Below are 11,987 nucleotides of genomic sequence, written 5' to 3' on the forward strand. Positions count from 1 at the left end.
GCCGGACAGAACAACCGGAGGACAGCCCAGCAGGGCGTCAGTCAGTGGCAGAGCCACGACCACCGGGGACCGGTTAGCAGTATCAGTGTCAGTGGGGTGTGCAAGCATCCGTCGCACAGGAACACGAACGGCGTGATGGGGAACGGCATGGGCACGTGGGACATCGGGCACTTCGACAACGACTCGGCGGCGGACTTCTGCAACGGCCTGGACGACGCGGCGCCGGGCGAACGTGAGGCGCTGCTGCGGTCGGCGCTGCTGGGCGCCGTCCGGGCGGAGGAGTACCTGGACGCGGACGAGGCGATGGAGGCGGTCGCCGCCGCCGCGCTGGTGGCGGCGCAGTGCCCGGGCGGCGCGGCGGTGACGAGCGCCTACGGCCCCGAGAAGCCGGTACCGCCGCTCTCCGTCGAGCTGCGCCCGCTCGCGGTGCAGGCGCTGGACCGGATGGTGGCGGAGGAGTCGGAGCTCGCGGAGCTGTGGGACGAGACGGAGAGCGGGCCGGCCTGGCGGCGGGGCATACGCGAGCTGCGCGACGTCCTCGATCCGGTGCCGCCGACGATCGACGCGCCGTTGTTCGAGCTGTGAGCGGCCGTCAGCGGCGGGCCGCCGTCCACCAGTAGCCGAGTGCGGTGAGGCTGGTGGCCGCGCCGAGCAGGCAGACGGCCGTCCAGCCGCCGTGGTCGTAGACGACGGTGGACAGGATCGCGCCGGCGCCGCACCCGGCGGAGTAGAACAGCATGTAGCCGGCGGTCAGGCGGCTGCGTGCCTCGGGGCGGACCTGGTAGAGCAGGTGCTGGTTGGCGACGTGGACGGACTGCAGGCCGTAGTCGATCACCACCATGGCGAGCACCGGCCACCAGACCGAGTGCGGCAGCAGCGCGGCCGGGATCCAGCCGATCAGCATGGCGGACAGGCCGATGCCGGTGGTGCGTTCGGCCCGGCCGCGGTCGGCCTGGCGGCCGGCGTACCCGGCGCCGAGCGCTCCGGCGGCGCCGGCGAGGCCGAAGAGCCCGATCTGGGTGTGGCTGAGGTCGAAGGGCGGCGCGGCGAGCGGGAGCACCATCGGGGTGAGCAGCACGGTGACGGAGGTGAAGCTGAGCAGCGCGAGGACGGCCCGGGTGCGGAGCACGCGCTCCTGGGCGAAGAGCACGAACACCGAGCCGACCAGGCGCGGGTAGCCGATCCGCTCGGCCGTGCGGTGCCGTTCGGAGGGGATGACTGCCGCGACGGCGAGGGCCATGGCGGCGGTCGCGACGGCGGAGACCAGGTAGACGGCGCGCCAGCCGGCCAGGTCGCCGATGGTTCCGGCGACGGTGCGGGCGAGCAGGATGCCGACCACGATGCCGCTGGTCACGGTGCCGACCACACGGCCCTGGTCGCCCGGGGCGGCGAGTTGGGCGGAATGGGCGACGACCACCTGGGCGACGACCGCGAGGACGCCGACGGCGGCCATCGCGGCGAGCATCAGCGGGGCGGAGGGGGCGAGCGCGACGGCGAGGAGGGCGAGGACGGACAGGCCGAGCTGGGTGGTGATCAGGGTGCGGCGGTTGACGTGGTCGCCGAGCGGTACGAGCAGCAGCAGTCCCAGGGCGTAACCCGTCTGGGTGAGGGTGCCGACCAGGCCGATGGTGGCCGGGGCGATGCCGTAGTCCCGGGCGATCAGGTCGAGCAGCGGCTGTGAGTAGTAGACGTTGGCCACGGCGAGGCCGCAGGCGACGGAGAGCAGCCAGGCGACGGCGGGCGACAGGCCGCGCGCCGGGGCTCCGCCTGGGGTGCCGGGCGGTTTGGCTTCGGCGGAGGCGGCGCAGGCCTCGGCGCGGGTGGCGGTTGCGCGGGCAGGAGAGGTCATGGTGGGACTCCCTCGAAGGGCACGGTGGTTTCAAAGTGCTACCGAGAGACCATGGCATATCCTGGTTTCAATAAGCAACCACACTCCGGTCGGTACGCTGGGCGCCGACCGGTGAGAGTCCGGAGCCGAGAGCCGAGAGGTGGGAGAAGTGCCGAAACGCACCACGCACGAGGAATCGAGCTGCCCCGTCGCCCGTCCCCTCGACGTCGTCGGCGACGGCTGGACGCTGCTGATCGTCCGCGACGCCTTCGACGGGCTGCGCCGCTTCGGGCAGTTCCAGAAGAACCTCGGCCTGGCCAAGAACATCCTGTCGGCCCGCCTGGCCAACCTGGTCGCCAACGGCGTGTTCGAGCTCGCGCCGGCCGCCGACGGCAGCCCGTACCAGGAGTACGTGCTCACCGAGAAGGGGCGCGCGCTGTTCCCGGTGATCACGGCGCTGCGGCAGTGGGGCGACGAGTGGTTCTTCGAGGAGGGCGAGCCCCGGGCCCGCCTGGTGGACCGTGAGTCCGGCGCGCCCGTCGCACCGGTCGAGGTGCGCTCGGCGGACGGCCGGGTGCTCGGGCCGCAGGACGCGCGGGTGCTGCTGCCCTGAGGCGCGCCGCCGCCACCGGCCGGGTGGTGGCGGCCGATGTCGGCGGGTGACCGGTGGCAGCGGTGGGCTGGGCTTACGTCGGGTCAGCTCGGTTTGGCGGCGCTCGTGGTCGCGGATCCGGTCCCGGTGCCGGTGGCCGTCGTGACGGCGGTGGTCGTCGCGGGGCCCGCCGTCGTCGTGCCGGTCGCCGGGTGGGTGGGCGTCGCCGTCGTCACGGTGGACGTGGGGGTGGATGTGGCGGTGGGCGCGGACGGGGTGCCGGTCGTCGTGGTCGTCCCTGGCGGCTGGCCCGAGCCGGTCGACGGCGTGGCCGTGGAGGTCGTCGCGCCCGAACTCGTCGTGCCCGGGGGCGTTGCACCCGGCGACGTCGTACCCGGGCTCGTCGCCGTGCCGGGCGAGGTCGTACCGGGCGCCGTCGAGGAGGTGGCCGTGGGCGTGGACGGCTGCCAGGGTGCCGGCGGCGGGATGCCGGGTGCCAGCGGCCCCGTCGGCGGTCCGACGGTCCGGTCCACGACCTCGGCCCGCCCGGTCAGCCGGGAGAACCACTCGCCGGTCTGGACGTTCACCAGGATGATCTCGGTCACCGGCTGCGGTGCGGGCACCACCACGATCAGCGCGGTCGGCTGGAAACCCGCCCAGGCCTTCCCGGTGTAGCGGGCGTCGTTCACCAGCGTCGGCGGCTTCAGCGGGTTGCCGCAGGAGCAGCGCACCCGGGGCACGCCCCGGGCGTCCACCAGGACGGCGGTGCCAGCCTGGAGCACGGACTGGTACTCGACCACCGCGCCGCTCCGGTAGCTGTGGTTGGTCACCCGGGTGTCCACCCGCAGGTAGGCGGAGGTGAGCGAGCGCAGGTAGCCCGGGATCTCGGCCTGCGCGATGCCGGCGGCCGAGGCCCAGGCACGCCCGGCGTCCCCGGTCGAGACCATCCCGATCAGGCGCTCGGTGTCGCAGCTCGGCTTGCTCATCGTCCCGGCGTACAGCCCGGCGGAGCTGCCCTCCACGCTGTGGATCGCCGCCGTGGAGCCGCTCCCGGGCGAGGTGCCGCCCGGATGCTGCGCCGTCGGGGTGGCGGGGGCGGGGGCGTTCACCGCCTGGGTCTCCACCGACGGGGTGAACGGGTCCGGCCCGGGATCGGCCGGGGCCTGCAGGGCGACCTCGTTCGCCGTCGGCACGGTCGAGTGGTGGCCGCCCTGGTTGCCGGCGATCAGCACCGCGGCCACCGCGGCCACCGCCACCGCGGCCACCGCCAGGGCCAGCCCCTTCCCGGAGCGCCACCAGGGCCTGTGCGCACCGCTCCCGGGCCCGCCGGCTCCGCCCGGTCCGGACGGCTCGCCCGCGCCGCCGGGACCACTCGCACCCCCGTCGCCGCCCGTCCCGGAGGCGCCGCCCGCCCCGGACGTCCCGTACGGGCCCGAGGGTGGAGGAGGTGTGGACGGCGGTCCGGCCGCGCCACCGCCGGAGGGCGGCCCGGCCAGCGGTCCGGACGGCGGCCCGGAGGGCGGCCCGGAGGGAGGTGTGGACGGAGGCCCGGACGGCGGACCCTGCGAAGGCTCGCCGGGCGGGCCGGACGGAGGCGGCTGGGAGGTCATCGAGGCTCCGTTTCGCAGGCGGTCGGCCGACCGGGGCCGGCCCCGGAGGCTCCGGCCGTCGGCTTCCCTTTCTCCCCCGCGGCCCCGTTCGCCGCAACAGCAGGTGGGCGGGGCGTCGCCGAGCGTGCCCGCCGAGCGTCGGCCACCCTGGAAGCCCCACCGGCAGCCGGTCGGCTGCCGGCCGGGCCCCAGGCACCCCGCGCACGACGAGGAGGCGGCATGCAGCAGCCCACCACCCGGGCCGCCGGCCCGCCCGGAGCCGTACGCGGCTGGCTGGAAGCGCTCGCCGTCGTGGTGGCCGGGCTGGTGGCGATGGCGGCGGTCGCCGCACTCGGCCTCTGGCTGGCCGGCGCCGACGACCTCCCGGACGGCGGCGTCCCGGCCGTGCTGGCCGCGACGCTGGCGCTCGCCGTCGGCGGCACCGTCCGGCTCGACGGCGGCGCGGGAGACTTCGCGGCCGTCGGGGCCGAGATCAGCGCGATGCCGCTGAGCGTCTCGGTGGCCGGCGCGGTCGCCATGGCGGAGGTGTTCCTGCGCCAGCTGCGCTTCCGCGCGGTCGCGGGCGGCGGAGAGCTGCTCGGGCGGATCGGCCGGACGGTGCTGCTCTGGCTGCTCGCCCTGGTGCTGATCACCCTCGGCGCCCGGCACACCTTCGTCGTCCCGCTCGGTGACGACCTGGCGCAGTCGATCGGCGGCGCGCTGGGGCTCACCCCGGAGGTCGGCTTCCACGCGGACGGCCCGACCACCGTCGGCATCGGGCTGGCCTGGCTGCTGGTGGTGCTCGCGCTCACCTTCGCGGTGTCCCGGCGGGCCCCGCTGCCGGCCGCCCTGGTGCGCCACCAACTCGCCGTCCGCCCGGCCGCGTTCGCGCTCTGGCTGGTCCTGCTGGCGTACCTGGCGATCGGCGCGGTGGCCGGGGTGCTGACCGTGATCGTGCACGGAAACGCCCGGCAGACCCTGGCCGTGCTGCTGCTCGCACTGCCCAACCTGGTCTGGCTGGCCTTCGGCGTCGGGCTGGGCGCCGAGTGGCACGGGCAGCTGGTCGGCGCGGTCGGTCTGCCCGTCCCCAAGCCGCTCAGCGCCGTGCTGCGCACCTCCGAGGGCGGACAGGCGACCATCGACCTCGGCACCCTCGCGGAGCAGGACGCGCGCAGCTGGTGGCTGCTGCCGCTGGCCGCCGTCCTGCTGCTCGCGGCCGCGTTCCTGGCGGCCCGCCGCGCACCGCGCACCGTCCGGCTCTGGCAGCACGCCGTCCGCTTCGCGCTCGCCGCCGCCGTCACCATGCTGCTGGTGGGCCTGTGGACCCGGGTGGACGCCGACTACGGGCTCTCCGTGCTCGGCGTCGGCCTCGGCCGGGGCGGCCTGGGCGACCTGCTGGGCGCCGTGCTCGGCGGCAACAGCCCGCTGGCCGCACTGGGCAGCGGCAGCCTCACCCTGAGCCCGGTGCTCTGGACGGCGGTGCCGCTCGCGGCGGGGTGGGGGCTGCTGACCGGCGCGCTGGGCGCCCTGCTCGCCACCCGGGTGCGGCACCGTGGTGAGGTCGCCGGGGCGGAGGCGGAAGCGTCCACGGGTGGGCCCGTCGGTTGACGGGACATCCGGGCGGTTCGGCAGAGACCACGGCCGGTGGTGGGGCCGGTCGCGGTGTGGGGCCGGTGGCGCGCCCCGCCCCGGGCGGCCGGGTTCAGAACGCCTCCGCCAGGAGGATGACGGCCGCCGGTACCGCCTGGCCGAGCGCGCCGCGCCAGAGCTTCGGCTCCGAGCAGAACAGGGTGATCCCGCCCGCGAGCATGAACGCGGCGACGTAGAGCACCAGCACCCGCCCGGCCCCCGGGTGGCCGACGTGCAGCAGGACCAGGCCGGCGACCAGGCCGAGCGCCAGGAACAGGTTGTAGAAGCCCACGTTGACGCGCCACAGCCGGACCTCCGGTGCGTCCGCCGTGCTGCCGGTGAGCAGCCGACGCACCCGCGGGTGCCCGTACAGGAAGCTCTCGAGCGGCCAGACGATCAGGTGGATGGCCGCGGCGACCACGGCGAGGACCTGGCTCACGGCGTTCACGACGGACGGCTCCCTCCGGGCGGGGACGGCCAGGGCGGCTGGACGACCGGTGCGGCCCAGGCGGGCGGCCGGGGTACCGCGGGCGGGTCGGGGGCGAGTGCCGGGACGACCCGGGTGGGCGGCCCGTCCGCGTGCCACGGCTCCGGTGCGGCGGCGGTGGTCGCCGCACGCAGCTCGGCGACGAAGCCGAGGCAGCTCGGGTACCGCTCCCCGGGCGTCTTGGCCAGCGCCCGGGAGACCACCGCCCCGACGGCGGCCGGCAGGTCGGGCCGGTGCTCGCGCAGCGCGGGCGGCGGGTCGTTGAGGTGCGCCCAGAGCAGCGCGAGGTCGCTCTCCCGGCGGAACGGCGGGGTTCCCGCGAGCATCTCGAACACCACGCAGCCGAGCCCGTACTGGTCGCAGCGCCCGTCCAGCGGCCTGCCGGAGATCTGTTCCGGCGCCGCGTAGTCGAGCGTGCCGACGATCTGGCCGACCCCGGTCAGCCCGCTGAGCGACAGGGACTTCTTGGTCAGCCCGAAGTCCGCCAGGTACAGGTGCTCCGGGTGCTCGCTGTCCGTCCCGGCGGCGACCAGCACGTTGCCCGGTTTGACGTCCCGGTGCACCAGGTCGTGGGCGTGGGCGGCGTCCAGTGCCGAGGCGATCTGGAGGGCGAGCCGGACGGCCCGCTCCGCCGGGAGCGGGCCGGAGCGGTTCATCAGGGCGCGCAGGTCGCCGCCCTCGACGTAGCGCATCGCGAGGAACAGGATGCCGTCCTGCTCGCCCGCGTCGAACACCGGGATGATGTGCGGGTGGTCGATCGCGGCGGCGGCCTCCGACTCGTGCATGAAGCGCTGCCGGAACACCTCGTTGCGCGCCAGTTCGGGGGCGAGCAGCTTGACCGCGACGGTCCGCCCGAGCCGCAGGTCCTTGGCCCGGTAGACCACGGCCATGCCGCCACGCCCGATCTCGGTCTCCAGCCGGTAGCCGGCGATCTGCCGCCCGACCAGCCCGGCCAGCCCGGCGGGCAGACCCGACGGCTCGGCGGGTGGCTCGGCGGAGGGCGGCCCGGTGGACGGCAGCTCGGCGGAGGTCACGGCTCACCGGTCCGGGTGGGGGCGGACCGGCCGTTCGCGGACGGTCCGTTCGCGGCGGGGCCGGGCACCGGCGGAGGGCCCGACGACGGGGAGGTCGGCGGCACCGGCCGGTCGGTGGCCGCGTACGTCTGGAGCTGGAGCCCGTCGCCGTAGCACCAGCGGTCGTGCAGCGGGTCGAACAGCCACAGCGCCTCGCCGTCCACCACCAGGCCGATCCGCAGGCCGCGGGTTCGTTCCCGGAAGGTCTCCAGGTCGAGGGCGCCGGTGGCGAGGTCCTCCAGGAGGGCGCGGTAGCGGTCGAGTGCGCCCCCGGCGTCGGCGAGCGCCGGGCGCGGGTCGGCGGTCCGCGCGGGCGGGCCCCCGGCGCCGGGCGGCGGCTGCGGCAGGGCGACCAGCAGTCGGCCGTCCACCCAGGCGGTCCAGCCGTTGGAGCAGAGGATCCGAGCCCAGTCGCCCCGGCGGTCGAGCAGGCGCAGCGGCAGCAGCGCGTCGAGCCGGGCGGTGGGTTGGGTCGGGTCCGGCGCCGCCCAGGAGGCCATCCCGTCCGGTGGGGCAACGTGGGTGGGGCGGAACGCGAACTCGTCCATGGGCGGCTACATTTCCTCCGCCGCGCGATCCCCGCCGCGCGCGGCACGACTCGCACCACAGGTCGCCTCCCACTCTACCGGCGGCGGCCCGAGCCTGTGGGGCCACTGCCCACTGGTCACTCCCCGCTGCCCGCCGGGCCCGGCAGGCTCGGTCGAAGCCGTCAGCGCCGCATGATGCTCGGTTCGTGCCGCCGCAGCAGGACCAGCACCACCAGGCCGTACAGCAGCGAGAGCGCGGGCAGCAGCACCATGCTCAGCACCCAGCCGGACCGCTGGTGGCGGAACATCGGGTCGGCGGTGATCGCGTTCGGGAAGATGCCGTGCAGTTCGACGGTGCGCGCCATCGCCGACATGCCCCAGCGGGACGGGATCAGCCAGGCGAACTGCTCCAGCCCCGGCACCCCGTGCAGCTTGAGCATCAGGCCGCTGAAGACGATCTGCACCACCGAGAGGAGCACCAGCAGCGGCATGGTGGCCTCCTCCTTGTCCACCAGCGCCGAGACCACCAGGCCGAGCATCATCGCCGAGAAGGCGAGCAGCGCGACCGCGATGATCAGCTCGGGCAGCTGCGGCATCACCACCCCGGTCGGCACCGCGAAGGACAGGTTCACCCCGGCCAGGCCGACCACGGTCAGTACCACGGCCTGGGCCACCGTGACCGTGCCCAGCACCACCACCTTGGAGACCAGGTACGCCGATCTGGACAGCCCGACCACCCGCTCCCGCCGGTAGATCGCGCGCTCCTTCACCAGCTCACGCACCGAGTTGGCGGCGCCGGTGAGCAGACCGCCGATGCAGAGCGTGAGCAGGCAGTTGACGGCGTTGTCGGGGGAGAGCCGGGAGCCGGCCATCGCCCGGCACATCAGGCCGATGACGAAGGGCAGCACCACCATGATGGTGAGGAAGAGCCGGTCGGCGGCCAGCACCGAGGTGTACCGGCGCACCAGTGTGCCCAGTTGGGAGAACCAGCCCTGCGGCTTCTCCCAGGCGATCGGGGGAGGGGCGGACACCGGCGGGCCCTGGTCCGCACCGGGGCGCGGTGCCCGGCCGGCGGCCGGGGTCTGGCCGGCGTACGCTTCCGGACCGGTGTACGGGGCCTGACCGGCGTCCGGCTCCGGACCGGGGTGCGGCGCGGTCCAGGCCTCGGCCGCGATGTAGTGCGCGTACTGCGGGGAGTCGCGGAAGCGCTGCTGCCAGGCGGCGTGGTCCTCGTGCTCGAAGGCCTCGAAGGCCTCCGGCCACTCGTCGAAGCCGAAGAACTCCAGCGCCTCGCCGGGCGGCCCGTAGTACGCCGTCCGCCCGCCCGGGGCCAGCACCAGCAGCCGGTCGCAGACGTTCAGGCTCAGCACGCTGTGCGTCACCACGACCACCGTCCGGCCGTCGTCGGCCAGCCCGCGCAGCATGCGCATCACCGAGCGCTCCATGCCCGGGTCCAGACCGGAGGTCGGTTCGTCGAGGAAGAGCAGGGACGGCTTGGTGAGCAGTTCCAGGGCGACGCTGACCCGCTTGCGCTGACCGCCGGAGAGGCTGGCGATCACCTGGTCGGCCCGGGCGTCCAGGCCCAGCTCGTGGATCACCTCGTGGACCCGGGCCGCCCGCTCCTGCGGGTCGGTGTCGCCGGGGAAGCGCAACTCGGCGGCGTAGGACAGGGCGCGGCGGACGGTGAGCTGGGTGTGCAGGATGTCGTCCTGCGGGACGAGCCCGATCCGGCGGCGCAGCTCGGCGTAGTCGCGGTAGAGGTCGCGTCCGTCGTACAGCACCGTGCCCTGGTCGGCGGGGCGCAGCCCGGTGAGCGCGTTGAGCAGGGTGGACTTGCCCGCGCCGCTCGGGCCGGCCACCGCGAGCAGTGCCTTCTCGGCGAGCGGGAAGCCGACGTCGTCCAGCAGCACCCGGTGGTCGGGGCCGACCCGGACCACCAGGTGCCGGACGTCCAGGGAGATCTCGCCGGTGTCGGTGTACTCGACCAGTCGGCCGTCGGCCAGGCAGAACGCGGAGTGCCCGATGCCGACGATGTCGGCCGGACCGACCGGGGCGCGTCGGACGGGACGGCCGTTGAGGTAGGTGCCGTTGTGGCTGTCCAGGTCGACGATCTCGTGCCCGCCGTCGGGCAGTGCCCGCAGTTCGGCGTGGTGGCGGGAGACCACCAGGTTGTCCAGGACCAGGTCGTTGTCGCCGGCGCGGCCGATCCGGATGCTGTGACCGAGCAGCCGGTGGACGGCGCTCGGGCGGCGGAACGTGCCGGAGGCCTGCGGGGCGATCAGCGACGGCCGCCTGTGCACGGTGGGGGTGGGGAGGGCGGCGAAGGTCGCGGACAGACCGTCGGCCGGATCGCCGAAGCGCAGCCGGGTGCCCGGGCCGACGTTCTCCTGGTGGACGCGGCGGCCCTCGTCGTAGGTGCCGTTGGTGCTGCCCACGTCCTCCAGCAGCCAGTGGCCGTCGTCGGTGCGCAGGATCGCGTGGTGCCAGGAGACCCGGGGGTCGTCCAGCACGATCTCGCTGGTCGGGTCACGGCCGAGGTGGTAGGCCCGGCCCGGATCGATCAGCTGCGAGTCGGTGTCGGTGACCAGCACGAGGGGCGGCGCGGTGGGCGCGCCGGGGCGCTCTCCCATGGTGCGCATTCTATCGCCGCCGCTGTCGTCGCGGCGGTCGAAGTGCCGTCCCGGAGTGCGGGATTGGACTGGACCACTGGCTTCGCGCGGCACTATCGTTCGGCGTGCCCGCGGATCGCGCGCCGCCGCGACGGCCTGCGCGCCGCCCCGTGTGTCGCCGGAAGTCGTCAAGTGCTTCGGAACGGAACCCATGAGCCTCTGGCCGCAGTTGCGAAGATCCCGGACGGTCCGGGCCGGGCGCGCCACCGGCCGGGTGCTGCGCTGCGGGCTGATGGACACGATGCTCGCCGACCTCGCCGTCTCGGTCGTGCTCTGCTTCGAGCAGTCGCTGGACGACGACCGGCTCGCCGCCGGCCTGGCCCGCGCGCTGGAGCGGGTGCCGGTCTTCGCCGGCCGGCTGCGCACCGTCGAGGGCGTCCTGGAGGCGGTCTGCGACGACACCGGCGTGCCGTTCGAGGTCTACACTGCGGAGGGCACGCTCGCCGGGGCGATGGGCCGGGCGACGGCGGCCGGCTCCGAACTGGTCGCCCCGCTGGACGCCCCCGCCGCACGCGAGGGCGGCGTGCCGCTGCTCACCGTACGGGTGACCCGTACGGCCGACGGCGGCACGGTGCTCGGCTGTTCCTGGCACCATGCGATCGGCGACCTGCACAGCTTCATGCTGCTGCTGCGGATCTGGTCCGCGGCGGTCGAGGGGGAGCCGCTTCCTGAGGCCGAACTCGTGGATGACCAGGACGAGTTGCTGACCGAGGTGCTCCCCGAGGAGGACTGCGGCCGGCCCGGCTTCCGGGTGCCGACGGCGGCGGAGGCGGAGCTGTTGGCCCGCGAGGTGGCGGCCGGTCCGCGGGCCAACCGGATCGTCCAGATCGCCTTCACTGACGCCGAAGTGGCCCGGATGCGTGAGGAGTTCGGTGCGGCGGCCGGGCGGCGGCTCTCCTCCGGGGACGTGCTCTGCGCCCACCTCCTCAGTACCCTGCGGGAGTTGGACGGGGACGACGCCGAGCGGATGCTGACCGTTCCGGTCAACGCGCGGCGCCGGCTGGGCCTGTCGCCCGCTGGTGGGCAACCTGCTGAGCGAGGTCCACGTGCCGCACCGGCCCGAGGAGGGCCCCGCGGCGCTGGCGGGCGCGTTGCGCGCGGCGGTCGAGGAGTTCCCGACCGCGCACCTCAACCTCCGGGCCAACCTGTGGTTCCTGGCCACCCTCGGCCGCTCGCGGCTGCGCGACTGCGTGCCGCTGGGCTTCGACCCGGGGGCGCGCCGGTTCAGCTTCTCCAACTGGAGCGGCTTCGGCGCCTACGCGGTGAGCTTCCAGGGGTGGCGTCCGGTGTTCTTCAGTCCGGCCGCCAACTATCCGATCCCCTGGGTGAGTTGGACGGTCGAGGGGTTCCGTGGCGAGGGCCGGCTGGCCACCGTGGTGCTGCCGGCCCGGCTCGCCGCCCGGCTGCGCGGGACGGAGGGCCGGGCGGCGGTGCACCGCTTCCGGCGGGCCGAGGACGGGCCGCCCGCGTCGGCGGCCGTCCTGCCCAAGGTGCTCTGGTGTTCTGACCCGTGAGGTTGGGGACGCGGCTGGCGGGTGGCTTGCCTGCGAGTGCGGTGTGTCCGCGGTGGTGATTGTAGGTGTGGAGCCAGGC

10 protein-coding genes are annotated in these 11,987 nt (G+C 75.0%); 4 read left to right on the forward strand and 6 right to left on the reverse strand.

Annotated features, from left to right (window positions below):
* The first annotated feature begins 147 nt into the window (after positions 1 to 147).
* A complete protein-coding gene (locus tag ACIQ87_RS39670) occupies positions 148 to 585 on the forward strand; it encodes a DUF4259 domain-containing protein (RefSeq protein ID WP_402417062.1) in 438 nt (145 codons plus the stop codon).
* Between the two features lie 7 nt (positions 586 to 592).
* Here ACIQ87_RS39670 and ACIQ87_RS39675 read toward each other — a convergent pair whose 3' ends face one another.
* Complete coding sequence (locus tag ACIQ87_RS39675; RefSeq protein ID WP_402417064.1) at positions 593 to 1,849, reverse strand: MFS transporter; 1,257 nt, start codon at positions 1,847 to 1,849, stop codon at positions 593 to 595.
* 148 nt (positions 1,850 to 1,997) lie between these two features.
* Here ACIQ87_RS39675 and ACIQ87_RS39680 point away from each other — a divergent pair, with 148 nt between their 5' ends.
* Positions 1,998 to 2,441 carry a winged helix-turn-helix transcriptional regulator gene (locus ACIQ87_RS39680; protein WP_392877843.1) on the forward strand — a complete coding sequence of 148 codons (444 nt, stop codon included), beginning with the start codon at positions 1,998 to 2,000 and terminating at the stop codon, positions 2,439 to 2,441.
* Positions 2,442 to 2,524: 83 nt separating this feature from the next.
* Here the strand turns inward: ACIQ87_RS39680 and ACIQ87_RS39685 are convergent, their stop codons facing one another.
* Complete coding sequence (locus ACIQ87_RS39685; protein ID WP_402417065.1) at positions 2,525 to 3,685, reverse strand: DUF6777 domain-containing protein; 1,161 nt, start codon at positions 3,683 to 3,685, stop codon at positions 2,525 to 2,527.
* Positions 3,686 to 4,249: 564 nt separating this feature from the next.
* Between ACIQ87_RS39685 and ACIQ87_RS39690 the strand changes: the two genes are divergently transcribed.
* The gene (locus ACIQ87_RS39690) at positions 4,250 to 5,617 is read left to right on the forward strand and encodes a streptophobe family protein (RefSeq protein ID WP_402417066.1); all 1,368 of its coding nucleotides are present in this window, start codon (positions 4,250 to 4,252) and stop codon (positions 5,615 to 5,617) included.
* Between the two features lie 94 nt (positions 5,618 to 5,711).
* Here the strand turns inward: ACIQ87_RS39690 and ACIQ87_RS39695 are convergent, their stop codons facing one another.
* The 4 genes from ACIQ87_RS39695 to ACIQ87_RS39710 all read right to left on the reverse strand — a co-directional run bounded on the left by ACIQ87_RS39695 (position 5,712) and on the right by ACIQ87_RS39710 (position 10,355).
* Positions 5,712 to 6,086, reverse strand: a complete 375-nt coding sequence (locus ACIQ87_RS39695; protein WP_402417067.1) for a DUF1304 domain-containing protein — start codon at positions 6,084 to 6,086, stop codon at positions 5,712 to 5,714.
* On the reverse strand, positions 6,083 to 7,093 hold the full coding sequence (locus ACIQ87_RS39700) for a serine/threonine-protein kinase (protein ID WP_402417072.1): 1,011 nt from the start codon (positions 7,091 to 7,093) through the stop codon (positions 6,083 to 6,085). Before ACIQ87_RS39700 ends, ACIQ87_RS39695 begins: the two co-directional genes overlap by 4 nt.
* A 62-nt stretch (positions 7,094 to 7,155) precedes the next feature.
* Positions 7,156 to 7,746 carry a hypothetical protein gene (locus tag ACIQ87_RS39705; RefSeq protein WP_402417068.1) on the reverse strand — a complete coding sequence of 197 codons (591 nt, stop codon included), beginning with the start codon at positions 7,744 to 7,746 and terminating at the stop codon, positions 7,156 to 7,158.
* 161 nt (positions 7,747 to 7,907) lie between these two features.
* Complete coding sequence (locus ACIQ87_RS39710) at positions 7,908 to 10,355, reverse strand: FHA domain-containing protein (RefSeq protein WP_402417070.1); 2,448 nt, start codon at positions 10,353 to 10,355, stop codon at positions 7,908 to 7,910.
* Positions 10,356 to 10,635: 280 nt separating this feature from the next.
* On the opposite strand from ACIQ87_RS39710, the gene ACIQ87_RS39715 reads away from it, so the two are divergent.
* Entirely contained in the window at positions 10,636 to 11,901 is a 1,266-nt protein-coding gene (locus ACIQ87_RS39715; protein WP_402417074.1) for an acyltransferase, read from the forward strand.
* Positions 11,902 to 11,987: the final 86 nt, after the last annotated feature.

It is taken from the genome of Kitasatospora sp. NPDC096204 (genome assembly GCF_044763205.1).
GTDB lineage: Bacteria > Actinomycetota > Actinomycetes > Streptomycetales > Streptomycetaceae > Kitasatospora.